Origin of the sequence: Cedecea sp. (assembly GCF_036500665.1) — a bacterium.
In the GTDB taxonomy this organism is placed as follows: Bacteria; Pseudomonadota; Gammaproteobacteria; order Enterobacterales; family Enterobacteriaceae; genus Cedecea.
The window spans coordinates 1-20,038 of the sequence record NZ_DASYBS010000130.1 but is presented as its reverse complement, the minus strand read 5'-3'; the positions used below and the strand labels follow the sequence as shown (position 1 = coordinate 20,038).

Below are 20,038 nucleotides of genomic sequence, written 5' to 3'. Positions count from 1 at the left end.
AAAGCCAAACTGTACTATCTGCGTGAGCGTACTGGTAAGTCTGCTCGTATCAAAGAGCGTCTGAACCGCGTCGGCTAACGCTGCATCCAAAAGTTAATATCTATGAAGGGGTTGGCATATGCCAACCCCTTTTTTTATGCTTAAGATCTGTTGATTGCATTTGCAAGATTTTGTTGCGTAAAAGTAAGTTTCCGCCGATATAAAAAAGCCTGCGGTGGCAGGCTCTTTGCCTTACAGCGCGGCGGCGCGCGGCTTGTTTTTTTCCGGGTGCGGCTGAACCGGGATAATATCGCCAGGCTTCACAATCACTCGCGCGACGGACTCATGCGTGGCAAAAGTGCAGCTGCAGTTAATGTTCTGGCATTGGTGATAGCGCTCTTTGGTCGCTTCACTCAGGTAACGGCTGGAACGAGTATGGGCCACGCTACCGCAAAGTGGACAGTGCATCATAGTTGAATCCCTCTTTCGACTGCATCAAGTTATATGACTTATAATAGCTCGATGACTTGCAAAAGCAAGACTTGCTTTTCGAAAGCGAGATTAATTCTCTTTGGTAGTGATCTCAACACCCTCAATGTAGACGTTAAGCTCCAGATTACTGAAGAAGCCACTGTTGCTTAAGGTATGGGTGATCTTATTAACCACCCACAGCTGCTGATCGATAGCTTCCTTAAAACCATAAACTCGGATAGGGGTCTCAGGGAACAGGTCTGGCTGTCCGGTGGCCAGGCTGATACTGAAGGTTGCAATCCCTCTTTGTAATTGCTCAAACAGTGACTGAGCTGCCCGCATGGCGGTTTCTTTATCACGATAGATTTTTGCAATGTGGCAGACCTGCTTTTCTTTACCGACCATATAGCTACTGGTTTGCTGTGGGGCGGTAGCTGTTTTGTCAGCGAATTTGGCGGCAGGATGCCGGGAGGTACTGGCGTTTGCCTGCGGGATTTCCCGTTCTACTTGTACGCTGCTGTTGGCGCGCTCCGGATGTTCGGTATTCAGCCAACTGGCACTGACACCGGTGTAACCGCCGCGATCTTTCAGTTCAAAACGGTGAGTGTCGCCGTCACTGCGGGTCAGTGTTTTAATAGGGTTTGGCTCGCCACGCGGGCTACGACCAAACCCGGGTTTGATAAACTGCAGGCGCTGGTATTTGATAGTCACCCGCGCACTATTTGCCAAGGCCAGCCGGGAAAGAAATTGAACATCGGTCTCATTGGTTTGGTCGATATGTGCAATCTTTATTGCGGCCAACTCATCGCTCAAATAGGGGGCGTTCAGCCCATTACGCGTTGAAATTTGTTGCACGATTTCGCCAAAGGTCTTGTCTGAATAAGACTCGCTGCGGGATTCGTTTAACGAGCCACGAAAATCAACGCTACGGGCTGTGATTGATATGAGATCTGGAGCGCCAGAGTGGATGATAGTATCGACAATAAACTTGCCCTGGCCAACCAGTGCTGAGTTATTCCAACCAAGAAACAACTCCAGAATGGCCCCCCGACTGGGTAGGGACATCAGGCCATCGCTGTCGTCCAGATTAATGGTCAATTGATCGGCGCTCAGGCCGCCATTATCTACCATGTTTAAAGAGATCAGCCGCTGACGGATATCATTGGTAATATCCTTATCTGCCAGCGTCAGGATAAAGTCGGGGGCCGGTTTGGCCCCCATAGGTTGATAAACGTCGGCGATCATAATGATATTCCCGTCGCTTTTTGCGCTTTCGCCAGCAGGTCGCCAGCCTGGTGGCGCAAATCGCCGAACATGGCATGCAGCGATTCATCTACGCGCTTTAATGTGATGGTGAAGGAAATTTGGCGCGGTTGACCGTTGGCGAAAAATTCTTTGCTGTCCTGAGTGATTTTCTCGATCACGAACATACCGTAAATGGTGCCGCTGCCTTCAATAAGCGGCCAGGCACGCCCTTGTTCGGCCATGGTCTGCAGCGCCAGTAAAGATAGCCGCCCACCGGTTAGCTCAGGCATCAGTTGTCCGCTTAAGGTGATCATTTCGCCATCCGCGCCCAAAAATTGAGCACTTGGTCTTTGGCCGACACGGCTTCCTGTCGGCCAGCGATAGCTCAGCTGACGGTTCATGGTTTGGTAGGGCAGGGTGCGTAACATAAATACGAACAGTCCCAGAGTTAGCATCATTAGTCTGGCTCCTTATACCTGCGCATAAGCGCTGAGGTGCTGATTACGGCGAGTATTTTCGATGTCCATCATGGCTGAACGGACGACACGTTCCATTTCGTCACGGGTAGTTCCTTCCGGTACGTTGATGGCGATGTTATTGGTCAGTACGCTGTTATCCGAAAGGTTAGGGGGCGCGGCAGGGCGAACGGCACGATAGTTTTCGTTGCCCAAACTCAACACGCCCCCGCTGGGGGAAAGGCTGCTGTCATATTTTTCCGAGGTTGGATCCCTTTTTTCATTGCTAAACCATCCAATGGCCGAATCAATGATGCCTCGTGCCTTGCCGATTAAGCCAATCAACTGGTTAAGCGCATCGCCGGGCAGCCTGAATGCCCAAACCAGCCATTCGCCCAGCATTTTTCCGTAAGCCGCTGCGGTGTTCAGTTCTTCCTGAGTGCTTTTTATCGGTGTCAATAATTGCATAAACCAGTTATAGACCGGTTTTAACTTGTCCATGAGGCTGTTAAAGGCTGCAATCACTGGAGAAAATGCCTCACTAATAGGACCCATTGCCGTACTGAAACTTTCCGCGACTCCGCCGATAAAGGCGCTAATCGGTTCCCAATATTTATAGATTAAGGCGGCCCCTCCGACGATCGCTGCGACTACGGCGACAATGGGCAGGCTGAGGGCAGCAAAGACTCCGGCTATCATGCCGCCAACGGAAGTGAATACGGTGCCCAGTAGACCCGCACCGGCCATCAGCATGTTAATGGCGCTCAGCGCCGGCACGATAAAGGTACCTATGGCTGACAGGCCGCCAGTCAGTGCGGTTACGGCAATGGCTACCGTCATCAGGGTATTGGCCAACGCAGGGTTTTCTTTTGACCATTGACCCAGGGTGTTTAGCCAGCCGGTCGCGGTTTGCGTCAACTGCCGTAGGGCTGAGTTTTGCCCATCGAACAGGTCGATGCGGATGCTGTCCCAGGAAGCGAACAGTTTCTTGATATCGCCATCCAGATTATCCCCCCGTACGGTGACCATCGCCTGAGCGGCGCCATCAACGCTCCCCAGGCTGTGCCCTTGTGGGGCCAACTGTGCGGCGGTTTGCTCCAGGCCCTGCCCACTCTGGAGGGCTGCCGGTGCGGCGGTCCGCATTTTTTTATCGAACTCATCAAGGCTCCACTGATAGCTGCTGCTGGCTTTGGCCATTATATCGGCGATATTTCCAGCCTGATCGGCCGGCAGCTGAAACGCCTGCTGGATACCCGACAGCGCTTTTACTGCTTCCTCGATGCTGCTGCCGCTGGCCTTGGCCAGATTCAGTGCTGCAGGTGCCGCAGCCAAAACTTCCTGAGGGTTGTAGCCAGCGGCGGCCAGAGCGGATTGCGTTTCAGCGACCTCCTGCGGGGACTGTCCCTTGGACACCCTGCCGGTTGCCTGTTGGCGCAGGGCTGTTAACCGGCGGTCGTCGTTGTTTAATCCCAACTGCGCCTGCACACCGGACATCTGCTGTTCAAACTTCATACCCGGTGCCAGCAAATCTTTACCGGTGTTGAAGGCACTACCTGCCAGTCCCAACCCCTTTGAAGTAACATCGTGAATCTTTCCAATTCCGTTCTGTCGGGTTTGAAAATCACCAAGCACTTCTGTACGTCTTTGCTGACTCAGTTTTTGGCGGGCGCGTTGTTGGCGGCTAAGAAGGTTTTGGGCGGTCTCTGAATTTACTTGTGAGCGTTGCTGGGCGCCGGTTAAATTGGCGGTATCAATCCCTTTGCCCTGGAGCTGTTTTTCCAGATGGCCTTGCTGGAGCGATAAAATGGCTCCACGGGCCTTTTGCACGACGTGATTGAGATTCGCCTGCTGTGCCGTTTCAATATCTTTGGGGGAAGATAAAAACGCGGGCAAAGCCATACGGGTATTTTGAATCGCATCAAGCTCAATCAGTACGTCGGCCTGCGCCGCTTTTATCTTCAGTAATTGGGTTAGTTGAGCCTGGTTTTTTTGTTCTGTTTTTAGCCGCTTTTGCTGGTTGCGGATGCTGGTGTCCGCGTTTGCCAACGTTTTTTTGCTGCCGCTGCTACTCATCTGTATTTACTCCACTACGTTGAAGGGCCTTATAGCGCCAGTCCATCAGCTCGGTCAGCGTCATGCCGTTCATCTCCGAGGGCGGCCAGTGAAAAATCACTGCGATGTCCGCCATCAGATCGTCCACGGTCAGAACGGGGTCGATGTTTACTCGGCCGATTTCGGTGACAAAAAACCGATCACCTGGCCGGCCAGCGCAATCAGGTCCGGCAGTTCCAGACGGGCGCACTCTTCTTTGGTCAGGTTTGGATAGGTCACGCGCGGCAGGATGGTGATCAGGGCGTCGACGTCGGCGTTGGCCAGCGCCGCCAGACCGATACCGCGCAGGCTACCTGCATTCGGTTTGGTGACCTGTACTTCACGGATCTCGCTGTCGCCACGTTTGATCGGGGTTTCCAGTACAACGGTGTTTTCTGAGGATGTATTCAGTTCCATGGGGGTATCCAATTATTGTCAGGAGGAAACAGGGCCAGCACCAAGGCTGGCCATTGAAGTGGTAAATTACAGACCGATAGCGCGGCGGTGGGCCGCCAGCAGATCCACTCCGTCGACTTTTTCGATCATGTTGACGGTATCGATCTCGATCAGCTCTTTGCCGTCGATGCTCAGCTTGAAGTAGGTACAGTCGGTAGAAACCTTGGTCTCGGTGTCTTCGCCTTGTTTGAAGTCGCCGCTGTCGATTTCTTTGTGGCGACCGCGCATGACCACTTCGAGCGCCGATACTTCACCGGTGTCATCGCGCTGGAAAGAACCGGTGAAGCGCAGGGGTACCGCATCGACGCGGCCCCATTGCTTCAGCACCAGCTCATCAATGCCGCCCATGGTCCATTCGACCACCAGCGCATCGTCGTCCAGACCGAAGTCCACAGACGCAGCACCGCTCATACCGCCACCGCGGAATTTCTCCAGTTTGCGGGTCAGTTTTGGCAGGGTCATGGCCGAGACCACGCCCATGTAGTTGAAGCCATCGTTAAACAGGTTCAGGTATTTCAGTTTTTTTGGCAGTGCCATGATTCAGGTCTCCTTAGCTGTTCACGGACGCGGCGAAGTTCGCCAGGTAGCGGTCGGTAATGCGCTGACGCAGGGTCAAGTCTTCCAGCGGCGGTACCGGGGTGTAGTCGTAATCGATAAACAGCTTGCCGGCCTTCAGGGTTTCCTTGTCGTTGGCGCTTTCGTCATACCAGCAGTCGCCGTCAATGATCAGCCCGGCGGATTTCAGCTCGCGGAACTTGGCTTTGATGCCGTCGATCATGTCGCGGATCAGCGTTGGCGTCACCGGGCGGTCAACGGCCCACAGATGCGCTTCTGCCATGGTGTCAGCCAATACCTGCGCGGTACGGGTGTAGTTTTCGAACTGGAATAACGGATCGTCGGAACAGGTGCGTGAGCCCCAGAACTTGAAGCCGTCTTTGCGGATCAGGGTGGTCACACAGCCTTGGTTTAGCAGGTCAGCGTCGGTGCCGACGGTTTGCAGATCCCAAAATACGCTGGCCGAAATACCGCTGACGCCGTTGACGCCGACGTTGGACAGAGTCTTATGCCAACCAGTTTCCTGGTCAATTTTGGCGCGCAGACCGAGTGCCCGAGCGGTGGCGAAAGCGATATCGCTGCTGTTGGTGGTGGTATTCCAGTTAACAAAGTCCGGCCAGATCAGCATCAGTTCGCGTTGGCTGAAGCCTGCGCGGTACTTGATGGCGTCGGAAACGGTTTTGCAGCCGTAAGCGCTGATATAACCGAAGGCGCGCAGTTGCTGGCAGATGCCGGCCAGTGCGGTAGCGACTTCCAGATTGTCGTGGCCTGGTACACCCAGAATACGGGGCTTCACGCCCAGCTCGGCCTGTGCTGCCAGCAAGGCTTTCATGCCGGTATATTTACCGTTCTCATCAGCGCCGCCAATGATATTGGAAGTGGTTTCGGCCTCGTCTTTGCCTTCCGCCACGCGTACCACGACGGTGACCGGTTTGGCCTGCTCGGCGATCGCCAACAGCGAGCGTGCCAGGGTACCATTCTTGCCGGCCTTGCCACTGGCGGCCAGAACGTCAGTGATCAACACCGGAGTGTTGAGGGGGAACAGGGTTGCATCGGCATCTTCTGCCGTACAAACCATGCCGATAATCGCCGTTGAGACGGTGGAAATTACGCGGGTGCCTTCGTTGATTTCGAGGACACGCACGCCGTGGTGATAATCACCCATAGCATTACTCCGTTTGTGGTTGGTAACAACAGAATGCCTTGCGTGACGGAGGGGTGCATCTCATTGGGTATGTATGAGAACTGGTACAACAGCAGGAAAATCAAGATAAAAAAAACGCCCCAGGCGGGGCGTTTTATCTTCAAGGCGTAAAGCGTGTATTGCTAAACATCAGAGAACGGCTCATTACTAATGTCTTTATCAGATATTTGGGGCTGTTGGCCAAGTGATATTTGGTGCAGCATTCACATCAATGCGATTAATCTGGATGCGGAAAAATATCCATGTTTTTAACTTCATTAACTCTTCCTTGTTAGCAATCTCTAAATCTTTAGCATCTTGCAATGGTGCTATAATCTTCGTGGCTAAGGCAATAAGTTTTAATTTCTCTTGCTGAGCGTGTTTTGCAAGTTCAGACTGTGAATATATACGTGGCATAATTACCTCTCCGCTAAACATCCACTCACCGGTGTCTGATAGTGTCTCGGGTATATTGTTTTTTTTCAATTCAATAACAGATAAATTAAATGGCCATAACATAGATACATCATGTGAGAATGCACAAACAACACCGTTGCTATCATAGGCAACCTTTATAGTGTCAGGCGAAAAATCCTTTTGATGTTCATACCAGTCATTACCAATTTCATCACATAAATAAGTTACATCTAGACCCAGTGACGGCTTTTTTGGTGTGTACTGCTTAAAGTTTTTTAAATGCTTCATTATTACTCTGTCCCGATAGTAACCCATTGGCCGTTTCTTAAAACTTGGATTGCCGAGTAAGCGCCCCAAATACCTGGATTATAGTTTGCACCTGACATACCGCTATAAACGCAACCTGACGGTAAATCCATTCTTCCACCGGTATCGGCGATAACAGTTCGGCCTGATAGGCGAACCCCTTGAATGAGATTTTGATATGCCCAGTCGTTGGCATTATTTTGTGCTGCATTAGCAGCTTGATCAGCATGTCCCCAGGCTGCGTCACGTGCAGCGTTAATGTTGGCTATTATTGCATCCCATAGCCATTGACCATTGGGATTCCAGCGTGTGCCCCAGATGTTTCCATCCGGAGTCATGTTGGCGTTGCCAACAAAAAGTGTGTTTCCAGCCTTTAAGCTTTTTGGAGCTATAAAATCACCTTCTGTTGACCATGAAAATTGAATATCTTGCCCTGCGGAACCTCTAAATTGCATTAACCATTTAGGACTACCATCAAGTGCCAAACTGCCCTGTGACATTGCCCATGATGATTTATTTTCAATGGTTATTTTCTGTTTGATTAACGGACTATATGCGTTTGTTGAGCGCGCAGAGAACTCACCGTAGAATGCGGCTTTAGAATTATATTGTTCAGAAAAAACTTGTGGACCGTTATATTGACCGGTCAATTCACCAGTCATTATGTCTCCGCTCTGTTTGACAAACTTGCCGTCGGCCTCGGCCTTGCTGTAGGCCCCAACATCCGCCGCCGTAGGTTTAAAGCCCGTAGTATAGATTCTGGACCACGTCAGAGGCCTATCCTGTGTGCTGGAGCTGCCGATATAGGCAGTTCCATTATTCTGTACCGCCAAATATCCGCTGGAAGGGCCTCCATCACAAGGCAGGTTCAGTACGCCATAGACACCGCCACCTGGTGCATTTTTTGATGTGCTGTTGACCCGATAAATTTCACCGAGGTTGCTGTAGGCGTCGGTATGATGTGATACGCCTGCGCCAAAACCAAATGCACCAACCTCCATCAAATTTGCAGCTCCAGTCCCCACGTTTCTTGTGGCAGCATTACCCAGTGCGAGATTGCCACGTGCGACGGCCTTGTTGGTCAGATCCGAAAGGTTATCGGCTTTTTTGAGACTTGCATCATTAACCGCCTTCACCGCTTTTGGCGTCGCCGCCAGGACTTCGCTGTTGCTGTTGCTGTCGCTGCTCAATTGGGTAAACCCTTTGGCCAGCAGGGTGGCATCCGGGTGGTTACGTGAACGGGCATGTTCGGCGATAGCCGCATCCAACGTATCGCGGGAAACCAGCACGGCGGTTTTGTCCGCCACGATCACTGCGCTGGCATCACCTTTGACCAATAGGACCATGCGCACTACCTGAGTACGACCGGCACCTTCAGCCAGTAATGGCTTGTAAGTGTCTGGAGTATTGGCCACGGCCACCAGTACGCCATTTTTATCGTATAGCCCCAGTTCGCGGATCCACCAGCCGCCAGTATCTTCCGGGATCACCTGCTCGGCGATCACCTGGTTGCTGCTGTTGGCGTTAACCTGCAGGGAATTGAGCGCAGCGCGTCGCTTCTCATTCACCAGTTTGGTTTGGTTTTCGCTGGGCAAAGTGGCTGAGCCACCGCCGTCGCCGACCGCCATCTGGGTGATCTCCAGCTTCTGGCCAGTTGCCGCGGCGTTAGCCAGCAGCGCTTTGCCCTGATCGGTGAGCAGGGCGCGGTATTTTGCTGTCATGTCGTTGCTCTCTTCTGTTTGTCGGCCGGATAGTTGAGGCCGCTCTTGTACATCACATACAGGCTCAATCCGCGCAGGATTTCACCCGACCAAAAACCGAAGAACATCCCGTTGTCCGTGCCGGGACGCGGTGCCGGCGACCAGGCGCCATCCATCACATCCCCACTGGTGAGATAATTCTTCTGTAACTCTGTAACGCATTGTTCAATAAAGTGTTCTGTTCCAATGACCTCGCTACCGGCCATTTTTGCCATCACGGCTCCGGCCAACCAAAGGCCACATATATGGCCGGTAAAGTCATGTTTATCGGGTTGTGGGATGCCGGTCATCGGGAAATCGGTCGGTGTAATACCGCCAGAATCCTGAGTAAAACCAATCAGCCAGCTCAACCAGTTTTCGACATAGCTGACCAATTTGGCCGGCGGTGTTTTACCCGCCAGTTTCAGCTCATGCCAAGCGCGTGCAGCGCCAAAGAAGGCTCGTGGCTGATAACCGGACCAGGCAGTCCCATCGCCCCAGTGATGCATGGTCCAGCTGTCCGCGTTGCCGTAGCTCAGGTTGTCCCAGCGATTCCAGATATAAGCGGAAGCGCCGGGCCCCAATACGCCAAACTGCTGCTGGTACCATTGCTGTGACTGCCACAGAAACTCGGTCATGTTGTTCAGCATCAGACCGTCGAGATCGGCATCGGCATGCACGAAAATGAAGGGGTATTGGTAGCCTGGATAAGGCATGCCGTGCCAGCCGTCGAACTGTTGGCTGTCTGCCTGATAGATATTGGAAAAGGGGATCACGCCGGGCGTGCAGAACAGGCTGTCCTGGCGATGGCCCAGCAGGGTGCAATCCCCCAAAAGCGCGGTATAAGGGTTTTCCGCCTGCAGCGTGACGCGGTATTTGATGGTGTAGCCATCGTCGGCGCTGAAGGTCGGCGGAATATCATTCAGTACGTAGTAACTGAAGTTGGCGTCCGCTACGTTGCCGTCTTGCAGCACGGTAACCTGCTCAACCGTAATGAAATTAGGGTGGGCAGGTTTCTCGTCAGTATCCTGATGGTCTGGTTGATAACCGCTTAACACTGCGCTTGCAGGGTCAAAGGTCGCCAGCCTCCATTGGCCACCGGTGGCAGGCAGCATCCAGTACCAGCGCCATTGGTCGTCGTCCTCTAGCCGCAGATTGAAATTGGCATCGGCGCGATAAACCAATTGGTTAACAGGAAAACGTTCTTCGTCCGTCAGCCAGGCACCGATCACCATTCCGGCGTCATCGTTAGGGTAGCGTGCGTTGATTACCGTTGCGCTGCGCCGATCGTAAACTTGCTCCTCAAACAGGCTGCTGATCGCGCAACCGCCGTAATCGGTCACGGCACGCAGGTCGGCCAGCAGATAATCGCTGCCATCTTTGTGGGTCAACGCAGCCAGACTGGTGAGTGGGATATCGTAAGTTTTTACCTGATTTTGGGTGGACTGCGGCAGACCTATGCCCCAGTCAGTGGTTTGTGTCGCATCTTTTTCTGGTGCGATAGCAAGCTGTAATTTGCAGGAAATCGGCTGGTTTTTGTCATCAACACCGCCGAAAGTGGTGCGTACTTTCGATTGGTTGTTGATGCGGAACCATACCGCTTGCTGTTCCAGCGACTGTTGCGACGCCACTTCTTTGCGCAGGCTGATCATGCCTTCGGCGTTGCGTGCATAACTGACTGGCGCATCGGCAGGATATGACCAGTCGTAGGAGATGCCGTCGGTGAAGGGAGTATTGGCATGCAAGCTCTGGCGGAAAAACTTATCCTGCGCGTCAATATCGGTGTATTCCATGGCGGTGAATTCAACGCTTTTCCAGGCGTTGAAATAGCGCTGCTCGCCGGTGATTTTGTACAGCAGGTGACAGGCATCGGCGAACCATAGCTCGGCGTCTGCCGCATTGCCCATGGCATTGTGCGGGACGGGGACATGCAGCGGACGATTGTGCTGAACCTGATTACGTTCAATCATGATGCCGCCGTGCTCGACGGGCTGACGATTGGCGAAGTTCAACTTATGACTGCCGTTGAGCGTGTCATCTTTCAGTTGAACGGTACCAAACTGCGCAGCGGGCAGACCCTGGGCCAGAATGTCGCCGTCGGCGCTAATCTGATAACCCTGCCAGTTAATGATCCACGCGACGTCGTAACGCTTGCCGTCACTGCTCCAGTCCACGTTGCCGGCGGCGTCAATTGCACGCACCTGCGCATTGATGGCGTCCCAGGCCAGGGTACCGTCAAAGGCGAAAGTAGCGATATCCAGATATTCTCCCCAGTAAGGTGCGCCCTGCGGGATCTGCGTTTTGCCTTTAGTGAAGGTCATGGGGACGCCTTTGAAACCGCTGTGCGTCGGATCTTTAGTGTCTACCGGCCAGTTGGCAGGTACCGGCTCCTTGGCATTGACGATCCAGTTGGCTACCCAACGCTGAGGGGTTTCCGGGATGGGGGCACCGTCGTAAAAATGAGTCACATAAGCATCGAAACAGGCAATGGCCTGATCCAGATACTTCTGTTGTTGGGTTGCCAGGTAGGCATGGGCATAGCCGAGAATTTGCAACGCCTGCCCCTCGGTGGTGGCGTCATTGGGCAATCCCGCCATGCGGGAAAGCTCTCGTTCATGGCGTGAGTCGGCCAGAACATGTTCTGCGTTGAGAACAAAATGTTGTTGGGTCGAATCCAGGGTGGTGCCAGTATTACGTAGTAAAAACTGATAGTGACCCTCCAGCATCTGGCGGGCGAACTCGACATAATCCGGATATACCGTGGTTATCTCGGCGTCGTAATGGCCACCGGCCACCTCGATATTGCCTGAGGCCTCCAGGTTCAGCGCCAGGCCGGTCAGGTGGCGGCTGACCGGCTTGGCGTCGGCGATCATCCGTTCCATTTCCAGGTACATTTCTTCGGTGATGCCATTTTCCAGCACGCCGATATCCAGTGAAAAGGTGCCGGGTTCCGCGTTGGTTTCCCACCATTCACGCAGTTTTATCAGATAACCCAACGGCTCCACCACGCGGCGGATGGCGCCGATAGTGCCTTTATGGCGATGAACGAAGAAGGCAGAGGAGACGACGCGGCGTTTGGTTTCTTCCGTCCAACCTTCATCCCAGTGATCGACCGAAAACGCCCAGGCCAGGTACGGCAGCAGGTTGACCGGGCAGGTGGCCGGGTTCCACAGCTCGCGCAGCGGTACCGGCAACGCGGCCAGCTCGGCGCAGGCCGCCGCCGCAGCAACCTCCAGAGGTGAGGAGCCTACCGGCAACAAACGATCACTCATCGGAGCCTCCTACCGTCAGAAGATAGCTGGCACAGTACGACGCCTGGGTTTTATCCAGCACGATATCGGCCTGCGGGCTTTTCAGTTCCACCCGTTGCACCCCTTCGGCATGCAGAGCGGCATAAATCGCCGAAAGACGGATATCACGGCCCAGGCGGTGCTGCGCGCTGATGTAGCTTTTCAGCTTGGCTTCGGCAGCACGGCGGATCGGCTCGGCTTCCGGACCAGGGTAGAGATAGAGCAGTGCATCGATATTGTAATTAACGATAGTGGCGGAGCGGACGGTGACCCGATCCGCCACCGGGCGCACGTCTTCATCGTTCAGCGCTTTATCGACAATAGCCACCAGCTCGGCGCTGGCGGTGCCATCACCCTCACGTGAGAGCACAGAAATCAGAACATTGGCCGGGCTGGGGCTGGTGGCAGAAACATCGGCTACCCGGCCATCGGCGGAGCGGCCGTGGTATTCGTAGGAGCCGCTGGAGCCGGCAACGCTCAGACCTTCGAATGCCTGCTGGATGCGCACACGGAAATCGCTGTCGGACTCCATAATCGCCGCCACCGGAGGAATGACCGCATTGTCAGGCTGCTGGACCACCAGGCGTTCAACCTGGAAGTTACCGCCAAGCTGATCGAGATCGCTACCGCCGGCATAGCCGAGCATCACCGCCTGAGCGGCCTCATTGATGCGCTGGCGCAGGATCAGCTCGCGGTAAGCGTTTTCCTGCAGCAGTTTGACGATCGGTTCCGACTCCAGCGTCAGCGTGCGTGCAATGGCTTCACGCTGTTCTTCCGGGTAAAGGGAAATCAGCGTGGCTTTGCGATCGGCCAGCAGCGACTCGTAGTCGAGGGGGTCTACCACCGTGGGGGCGGGTAATAAGCTCAGGTCAATGGTTGCCATGGTGTCAGCTCACAGAAACAGAAAGAGAAAAGGTATCCGGCGTATCGATACGGTTGCCGGTAATGTCGACCACCATTTTTCCGTCGATGGTGGTGTTAAAGGTGATGCCGCTAAGTTGAATGCGCGGCTCCCACTGCAGCAGCGCGCTGTAGCAGGCGGCCATAATCTGCAGCCGCAGCACGTCGTTTTGCGGCTGATCCAGCAGCTCGGACAGCAGCGAACCGTAATTGCGGCGCATAATGCGTGAGCCGATCGGGGTGATTAAAATGTCGCTCACCGACTGGCGGATATGGTCAAGATCGGTGATCGTGCGACCGGAGCCGCGGTTCATGCCGAGATATTTCGCGTTATTCATGCTGGTTTATCCGTTTGGCCTCCGCCGTTTTGCACGCCGCCGTGGGTGTGGGTATGTACCACCACGCCGTTAGAACTGATGCTGCCGCCGGAGTGGTTGAGATCGCCGGTCATCGAGCCGCCCTGCCGGATGGCGATGGTGCCGGTGGTTAATAGCTGGGTGCATTCCACTTCGGGGGCATCCAGCGTGATCTTGCTCGTTGCACGACAGGTGATGGCCGGTGCAGTGACGCTTACCTGCTCTGTGGCTTCAATGGTGGCGCTTTTGATACCCGTGACTTTCAGTGCCCCCTCTGCCGGTTCGTATTCGATCACCGCGCCGTCAGGGAAGGTGATGTGTGCCGCCTGAGCCGAGGTTGACGGCGCGGGATGGGCATCGGAAAAAATGCCGGGGAGCACGAAGGCGGTGTCAAGCTCGCCTCCCAGCGACAGCACCAGCACCTGTTCACCTACGCTGGGTGCCCACCAGCAGCGGGCGTCACCGGCTCGGCCGGTTAGCCAGTTAAGCCAGTCGGTGAGGTTGCCACCGGTGGCAACGCGACAGCGCCCGCGTTCGAGATCGAGCTCGCTGATGGTGCCGATGCGTATCAGGTTGCGCACCAGGCGCTGAATATCGAAGTTGTCTGTGTTCATCTGTTAAGAATGCCGCCGTATAAGGGGGGCGACAACGCGGCGGCGTTTAGCTGACGCCAGCACAACAGAAGCCGTCCCTTGGGTCAGTTTATGGCTGCTGAAATTGGCTGATCAGCTCGCCGTGCAGGTAAACGCGGGTGAAGCGAATGACGTTCTCCGGCTCCGGCGGCTCGGCCAGGGGGGTGATATGCAGTGCACCCTCGCGCTGTTCCACCTGGATGCGTTCGGTCAATTGCAGTTGAAGATCTAGCTGGCCGGCGGCGCTGACGTCGCGTTTAAAGGCAAAACCGTTTTTACGTTTATCCTGGTTGGCGAGAATGTCGGGCTGGTGGCTGCGCAACCAGGCCAGGACAGTGACCATCACCAGATCTTCTTCGGCTGCCTGGTCGCTCAGTGTCAGATTGAGCTGGTATTGGTATTCGAATGACAGCGAAGTGCCTAATGTCGAGACTACGCGGCCGTTATCCAGGCTGATGCGTAACTTATCGGGGTGCGTCTGCAGGTCTGGCAGAGCGGTGGTCAGTGCAGCACGCAACTGCTCGGGTTTTAACATGATGTCTCTCCTTGAATGGTTGAGTCTAAGCAGCTGCGATCAGCGCTGGACACCTTGCAGGCACAGCGCACGTTCGGCAGTGCGACGGCGTTCCAGCCCCTGGCTTTTAACGCCCTTGACATAGATCCAGCGCGGTAGCTGGTCGCAAGCTGCCTGCCATTGTTGGCGTTTGATAAAGGTGGCCAATGTGGAATTGCAGGCAGCGCTGACGCCAACGTTGAAGGCAAAGGCGCTGACTGCGTCGTAAACCGGCTGAGGCATCTCTACCGTCATGCAACGGGCTATCCCTTGTTCGACGGTGCGGACATCCTCGATCAGATTGGCCGCTGCCTGACGTTCGTTGATGACGGAGCCGGCTTTCACACCAGCGGTATGGCCGATGCCGTTGGTCCAGACCCCGGCACTGCACTGATAGGGGGCGAGCCGGCAGCCTTCGAAATCGGCAATCAGCCGCAATCCCTGCTCAGAGGTGTGTAGGGTATTGAACCGCGGCAGCAGGGTGGCGAGGGCCAGAATAGCCGCCACGCTGCAGCGTTTAGCGAGTGAGCTCATCGTAGACTCCGCGTTTCAAACCGTTTTTTTTTAACGATTTCAACAGCTGGTAACTTTTACGCCGGTAGTACCAATTGACCGCGAAAGTACCGACGCCGACCGCAGCGCCGACCAGGAGGGCAATGTCCTGTGTGGAATGTCGCCCCATCCAGGCCAGGCAGGCCGCCGTGAGGTAGGCAAGCGTTGAGGTGAGTTTTTCCATCGCTTAGTCCCACAGTTTGACGGTTTCTCGTTGAGCGGCCGCCGGCAGATCCGGCAGTTCGACCGGATGACCGTGGGGGAGTAGCGGGCCTACGTCGGCCAGATCGCGATTAGCGAGATAGACCTGCTCCACCAGACGCTGAGTGCTGCCGTAATAGCGCCAGCAAATCGCGTCGATGGTGTCGCCTTGTTGTGCATAAATTTTCATCATTACGCTCCTGCGTGGGGGAAAATGCGGTAGGCGCGAAGGCCCTGGATATGCGCCAGTTTCCCGTAGCAGGCAGGCGTCGGCAACGCGATGGGGTTGTGGATGGGCTGGCACAACCGAGGGCAGAAAATACCGGACGCAGAAACGAAAACACCCGCCAGCGGCGGGTGTTGGAAAAGGGGGTTTAGCGTAAGCAGGGGCTGGTTTAACGAGAGTCTTGTCCGTCGGCCGGGTAAAATATTTCTTGATAATCATTGTTTGGCAGCACCTGGCCGGCCAGATCCGAAATCAGCGACATGGCGATCAGAAATTCGGAGGCGTTGCACTGCGCAGCCTGCGAAACATCGGCGATGAACTGGATGCGGGACAGTGTTAGCTGTTGTTTATCCATAATTTCCACTGTTCTTGCCCTCTCTTAAGTATACTGTCTATTTATACAGTATTAAGCAAAACGCTAAAGGCGTCAATGATTGGATTTATCATTTGTGCAGTAAAAATTGGCCCAGTCATTGATTAGCGGAAATTGTACAAGTTGACCGTCAAAGCTGATTTTCCCTCCTCTTGCTAATACTTCCAGCTGCCAGCGCTGAGGATCGATACCTGTCTGTCGAAGATCGCGGGCAATCGTCAGGCAATACTGCTGTTGTGCTGGATTCAGACGTGCGGAGGGCGCCAATTTCGGGCCGTTGAAGAGAGCGGATCCACAGTTATTGACAGAACTCCAAGGTGTCGCAGATTCGCTGCTTTTGGCAACGATGCGCCATTGCAGCGTCCTTGTCCGGTATACCCGTTCGGAACCCAGATGAGGAGCATAAATACCGACCACTTTTTGCACTCGTTCGTCATAACTGTTCAGTGTGGGCGCGTCATCACGTGCTACACGTACCCATTGCCGGCTGCGAGGCACGTTGGCACCGCCCTGGGCATCGATATAACCGGAAAAGTCGCCAGTATCGGCGGCGGCGCGTACGGCTTCGGTTCGCTCATCGAACTGCTGCGTCAGGCTTTGCCCACGAATGCGACGACACTCGCGGTATGCGCCCATGCTGGGTAAACCAAAAGGATGAAACTGCGGAATACGCCAGGTGCTGGCCCAGGCGCTGACGGCATTGGCGGTTTCACTCAGCGGGGTACCGGTCTCATGATCGAGTTCTTCCTCCAGCGCATAGCCATCGAGATTCTTGGCAATGTATTTGGCCATATAAGCTGTCGCACCCCCTCGATTCAGGTGCTTATACTGGAGACGATTCTCTTGCGCTCCGGGTTCCCCGGCATCCTGCTGCAGTGCATAACGGAGCAGAATATCGATCACCGGTTGACGGTGAGTTTGGGGAGTAAACAGCATCAGGTGCCAATGCGGCGTACCGTCGTGGTGTGGTTCCACCACCCGGATACCGTAGACCTGGAGTTGACGATCCTTAAATGCGGTGCGCATTTTGCTCCATTGCTTCACCAGGTAGCGTTGGCCGTCTTTTGGGGTGAAGTCTTCAGGATCCCAACGGTGATTGAAGCGTGCCTTGCCGTGGCCGCCAAGGGTTCGAGTGGGATGAAAACGTGCGGGAGTCGTCAGGGTGACAAACAGCCCGATATGGGTGCTGCGCGCGGCGTAGGTTTCAATGCCTGCGAGGGTATTCATCAGCTCCATACGGCGGATAGCCGGGTTGGCGATGCTGCTCAGCACTTTCTCCATCAGATCGACACGCTCCCCGGTAAGGGTATTTTCCAAATCGCAGCGGCGAAGATAATCCTGATTTGATTGACGGCGCGCCTTCACGTCACGAATAGCCTGACGGCTGGCATAGGGGGAAGTGTTGCGGCTGACGTTGCCAATGGCGATCAGCAGCGCTTCGCGCCACTGCATACGTTGCATCTTCAGGCGCCGTAGCCACCAACGATCGCTGGTCAGTCTGGAGAGTGCCGCTACCGCGCGGTGGCTGTCCAGCAACCCTTTGCGATAACAGTGCCAATGCATGGGCTGAATATTAAAAGCGCGTGCCATGCTTGCAATCTGGCCATACAGTTTTGATTGAATTTCGTCCCGCAGCAGGACAGAGGAGTCTCCTGCATGCTTGGTCAGTAGGCTGTCGCACTCGCTTTGATAAAGTGCCAGTAACTGACCGGCGATCCGTTTGGCCAATTGTTCCAGCGCCTTGTCGCCCAGCGTTGGCAAAGCGCTATAGCTGTCGGCCTCATTGCCAAAGTGCATTGAGGCTTGGTGATTTTGGCCAAATTTATTGTTCACTTGTTGGATCCGTGGCCATATGCGGCGGTCGAAAACCCGCACCAGATAGTGCCAGGCAGCCTGCGCGCCTTGCTGACGCAACAGAAGTTGGTGGCGCTCGGTAAACTTTATGCGCAAATAATAAGGCAGGGTATTGATGCGGCGCAGCGAGGCCTGCCACTGGCGTAGCCGATCGCGGTTAAGCGTGGGTTCGCGGCCAATGGCTGGCCGCGGAGCATTCCAGGGATAGGCACCTTCAAACAAGGGCGAAGGCGGGGGGCCAATAAGGTCGGGGGGAGTCGGCATCGTATTAACGTCGGATAAAGTGACGTTGCTGAGCCTCTGCGATCTCCTGGCAGGCTATACAGCGGCTTACGCCGGGAATCGCGCGGCGTCGTACCTCGGGGATCTCCCCGTCACAGTCTACGCAAAACTGCGCTGAGGCTTGGGTGACTACGGGCCTGGCGTGCGCGATCTGCTTTTCGAGCATCAAGGCCTGGCGTTCTTGCGCCATATCTATGGTATCAGCCATGGTGTGTTCTCCAGATAGGGTAAATTTTGGCCGAACGACATCCGGCGGGTTGCACGCCAGAGGTTGCAGAACGGCTATTTTTTCTGATTCAGCAGGCAATCCTCTTCGCTGATATAGCGCGGCAGTGATTTGCCCAGTTCAATGAATGCATTGAGTGCAGCGACGATTTTCTGTCGCTGGGGATAGCTCATCTCGTGGAACTGCAACATCACGTGACGCTCGGTCAGGCCTGCATGAAAGCAGAGCGTGTGACGTAGATGCAGCGGTGCCGTGTTGTAGATCTCCTCGGCCTGATTTTTATATTGAACGAATAGCGTGCGGCGGATTTCAGCAATACGCCGTAGGCCGATAGCCCGTTGCTCTTCATTCGCCAACAGCATGGCAACCTCCTTAGATGCTAAGTGATATATGGGCTTGCAAAAGCGAGGCAGATCTCGGTTCGAATCACCCTCACTGTGTGAGCAACGTGCCTGCTTACCGTTAACCAATGGCAGCATAACTTGCTATTGGACTACCGCGATGTTTGCATTTTCATCAATCATGTCGCATCATCTTAACTAAAGTGACATTTAAGCCGTTTGTGAAACATTTATGTGGCACTTTAGATCGCAAAATGCGACTTGTAAATGCAAATTTTGATTTTAATCGGTGATGATATGCGTGAAGAGACTGTGAACGATAACGCCTCAGTAGGCGCAGTGATTGAAAGGATCCTTTCATCTTATGGTGTTGGCACGCAGAAAGAGCTGAGTGAAATCCTGGGGATAGCCCCTAACAACATCAGCAGTTGGCAGCAACGTGGCAGCGTGCCCGGCTATGTGATCATCAGCTGCGCGCTGGCTACGGGCGCTGATTTGGCCTGGCTTATGACCGGAGAGCTTGCAAAAACAAAAAGTGAACGTAAACCGATTCAAACCGCGCAGGGAAAAGCGCTCTACGATCGGGTTCTGGCCTCTGGCGGTAAAGGTGTGCTGCGCCGCATTCTCGATGCCTATGGCTTCAGTCTGCAGAAAGAATTGGGAGATTTACTGGGTATTTCGTCGGGCACCATGAGCACCTGGGTTCGTCGTAACTATTTCCCGGGAGATATCGTGGTGACTTGCGCTCTGGATACCGGCGTTTCTCTGTTGTGGCTGGCAACCGGGCAGGGGGAAATGGGCAGTGGCGGCACGGCGGTGGCGGTACCGACTGGCGGGCGGGCGCTGCCGAAATACCGGCTCGTCGCCGGGCAGTTGAAAGATGCGGGAGAATGGTTGGCGGACAGTTCGCTGATCCCGGCAGGGGTAGCGCAACCGGCCTATGTTGACGGCGGTCGGTTATCCTGGCTGGTGGATTTGGCCGTGACGCACATTGCCAATGGCCGTTGGCTGATTGATATCGATGGCAATATCGACGTCTATGATATTGCACGTTTGCCGGGTAATCAGGTTCAGGTCAGTGGGGGGAATGCTGACTTCCAGTGTTCCACCGATGCGCTGAAAGCTTTGGGCATGGTCTGGTTGACTCTGACGCCTCAGGCATAAAAAAAGCCCATCGATGATGGGCTTGGTGGAATCAGTGTACTGGGCGAAAGGATTACAGACCGTATACCAGGCTGATGGACGTTGTGGTATCGGTGTTCTTCGGTGCTGAGGCTGGCGGCTTGCTGTTGTAAGTCACGTTATAAGCCAGACGCAGTGCGAACCTTTCGTTAATCGCGACGCTTAGCGCGGTT

Annotated in this window: 24 protein-coding genes and 1 pseudogene; 2 read left to right on the top strand and 23 right to left on the bottom strand. The window is 54.6% G+C overall.

Annotated elements, in window-relative coordinates:
* The coding region (locus tag VGM55_RS21045; RefSeq protein ID WP_331636568.1) for a 50S ribosomal protein L19 at positions 1-78 on the top strand (78 nt) is incomplete at its 5' end.
* A 153-nt stretch (positions 79-231) separates the two neighbouring features.
* Here VGM55_RS21045 and VGM55_RS21040 read toward each other — a convergent pair.
* The 22 genes and pseudogenes from VGM55_RS21040 to VGM55_RS20935 form a co-directional block, all read right to left on the bottom strand.
* The gene (locus tag VGM55_RS21040; protein ID WP_331636563.1) at positions 232-450 is read right to left on the bottom strand and encodes a DNA-binding transcriptional regulator; all 219 of its coding nucleotides are present in this window, start codon (positions 448-450) and stop codon (positions 232-234) included.
* Between the two features lie 90 nt (positions 451-540).
* Positions 541-1,695 carry a contractile injection system protein, VgrG/Pvc8 family gene (locus VGM55_RS21035; RefSeq protein WP_331636562.1) on the bottom strand — a complete coding sequence of 385 codons (1,155 nt, stop codon included), beginning with the start codon at positions 1,693-1,695 and terminating at the stop codon, positions 541-543.
* Positions 1,692-2,153 (bottom strand): phage tail protein, encoded by a 462-nt coding sequence (locus VGM55_RS21030; RefSeq protein ID WP_331636561.1) that lies wholly within the window; start codon positions 2,151-2,153, stop codon positions 1,692-1,694. The genes VGM55_RS21035 and VGM55_RS21030 overlap by 4 nt, the downstream gene beginning before the upstream one ends.
* Before the next feature lie 12 nt (positions 2,154-2,165).
* Positions 2,166-4,223, bottom strand: a complete 2,058-nt coding sequence (locus VGM55_RS21025) for a phage tail tape measure protein (RefSeq protein WP_331636560.1) — start codon at positions 4,221-4,223, stop codon at positions 2,166-2,168.
* Positions 4,216-4,350, bottom strand: a complete 135-nt coding sequence (locus VGM55_RS21020; protein WP_084797495.1) for a GpE family phage tail protein — start codon at positions 4,348-4,350, stop codon at positions 4,216-4,218. The genes VGM55_RS21025 and VGM55_RS21020 overlap by 8 nt, the downstream gene beginning before the upstream one ends.
* A gap of 20 nt (positions 4,351-4,370) precedes the next feature.
* Entirely contained in the window at positions 4,371-4,658 is a 288-nt protein-coding gene (locus tag VGM55_RS21015; protein ID WP_331636559.1) for a phage tail assembly protein, read from the bottom strand.
* A gap of 66 nt (positions 4,659-4,724) precedes the next feature.
* Positions 4,725-5,234 (bottom strand): phage major tail tube protein, encoded by a 510-nt coding sequence (locus VGM55_RS21010; protein ID WP_006323695.1) that lies wholly within the window; start codon positions 5,232-5,234, stop codon positions 4,725-4,727.
* A gap of 13 nt (positions 5,235-5,247) precedes the next feature.
* Complete coding sequence (locus VGM55_RS21005) at positions 5,248-6,417, bottom strand: phage tail sheath protein (RefSeq protein ID WP_331636558.1); 1,170 nt, start codon at positions 6,415-6,417, stop codon at positions 5,248-5,250.
* Between the two features lie 198 nt (positions 6,418-6,615).
* Positions 6,616-7,140: a tail fiber assembly protein gene (locus VGM55_RS21000; protein ID WP_331636557.1), complete on the bottom strand. Its 525-nt coding sequence runs from the start codon at positions 7,138-7,140 to the stop codon at positions 6,616-6,618.
* 2 nt (positions 7,141-7,142) lie between these two features.
* Positions 7,143-8,879 (bottom strand): phage tail protein, encoded by a 1,737-nt coding sequence (locus VGM55_RS20995; RefSeq protein WP_331636556.1) that lies wholly within the window; start codon positions 8,877-8,879, stop codon positions 7,143-7,145.
* A gap of 2,768 nt (positions 8,880-11,647) precedes the next feature.
* Positions 11,648-12,169 (bottom strand): annotated as a pseudogene (locus VGM55_RS20990) (phage tail protein I); the annotation flags it as partial.
* Positions 12,162-13,070, bottom strand: a complete 909-nt coding sequence (locus tag VGM55_RS20985; protein ID WP_331636555.1) for a baseplate assembly protein — start codon at positions 13,068-13,070, stop codon at positions 12,162-12,164. The pseudogene VGM55_RS20990 and the gene VGM55_RS20985, both read right to left, overlap by 8 nt.
* A 4-nt stretch (positions 13,071-13,074) precedes the next feature.
* Positions 13,075-13,425 carry a GPW/gp25 family protein gene (locus VGM55_RS20980; RefSeq protein WP_331636554.1) on the bottom strand — a complete coding sequence of 117 codons (351 nt, stop codon included), beginning with the start codon at positions 13,423-13,425 and terminating at the stop codon, positions 13,075-13,077.
* Positions 13,422-14,057: a phage baseplate assembly protein V gene (locus VGM55_RS20975; protein ID WP_261097060.1), complete on the bottom strand. Its 636-nt coding sequence runs from the start codon at positions 14,055-14,057 to the stop codon at positions 13,422-13,424. Before VGM55_RS20975 ends, VGM55_RS20980 begins: the two co-directional genes overlap by 4 nt.
* A gap of 88 nt (positions 14,058-14,145) precedes the next feature.
* Positions 14,146-14,610: a phage tail protein gene (locus tag VGM55_RS20970; protein ID WP_331636553.1), complete on the bottom strand. Its 465-nt coding sequence runs from the start codon at positions 14,608-14,610 to the stop codon at positions 14,146-14,148.
* A 39-nt stretch (positions 14,611-14,649) separates the two neighbouring features.
* Entirely contained in the window at positions 14,650-15,162 is a 513-nt protein-coding gene (locus VGM55_RS20965; protein ID WP_331636552.1) for a lysozyme, read from the bottom strand.
* On the bottom strand, positions 15,146-15,364 hold the full coding sequence (locus VGM55_RS20960; RefSeq protein WP_012005317.1) for an HP1 family phage holin: 219 nt from the start codon (positions 15,362-15,364) through the stop codon (positions 15,146-15,148). The genes VGM55_RS20965 and VGM55_RS20960 overlap by 17 nt, the downstream gene beginning before the upstream one ends.
* Positions 15,365-15,367: 3 nt before the next feature.
* Entirely contained in the window at positions 15,368-15,571 is a 204-nt protein-coding gene (locus tag VGM55_RS20955) for a tail protein X (RefSeq protein WP_331636566.1), read from the bottom strand.
* 205 nt (positions 15,572-15,776) lie between these two features.
* On the bottom strand, positions 15,777-15,971 hold the full coding sequence (locus tag VGM55_RS20950; protein ID WP_037424869.1) for a hypothetical protein: 195 nt from the start codon (positions 15,969-15,971) through the stop codon (positions 15,777-15,779).
* 63 nt (positions 15,972-16,034) lie between these two features.
* The gene (locus VGM55_RS20945; protein WP_331636551.1) at positions 16,035-18,098 is read right to left on the bottom strand and encodes a replication endonuclease; all 2,064 of its coding nucleotides are present in this window, start codon (positions 18,096-18,098) and stop codon (positions 16,035-16,037) included.
* Positions 18,099-18,102: 4 nt separating this feature from the next.
* Complete coding sequence (locus VGM55_RS20940) at positions 18,103-18,324, bottom strand: TraR/DksA C4-type zinc finger protein (RefSeq protein ID WP_331636550.1); 222 nt, start codon at positions 18,322-18,324, stop codon at positions 18,103-18,105.
* A 74-nt stretch (positions 18,325-18,398) separates the two neighbouring features.
* Complete coding sequence (locus VGM55_RS20935; RefSeq protein WP_331636549.1) at positions 18,399-18,704, bottom strand: hypothetical protein; 306 nt, start codon at positions 18,702-18,704, stop codon at positions 18,399-18,401.
* Between the two features lie 246 nt (positions 18,705-18,950).
* On the opposite strand from VGM55_RS20935, the gene VGM55_RS20930 reads away from it, so the two are divergent.
* A complete protein-coding gene (locus VGM55_RS20930; RefSeq protein ID WP_331636548.1) occupies positions 18,951-19,847 on the top strand; it encodes a helix-turn-helix domain-containing protein in 897 nt (298 codons plus the stop codon).
* A gap of 52 nt (positions 19,848-19,899) precedes the next feature.
* On the opposite strand, the gene VGM55_RS20925 is transcribed toward VGM55_RS20930, so the two are convergent.
* Positions 19,900-20,038 (bottom strand): DUF481 domain-containing protein (locus tag VGM55_RS20925; RefSeq protein WP_331636565.1); only part of this gene is annotated, 139 nt, incomplete at its 5' end.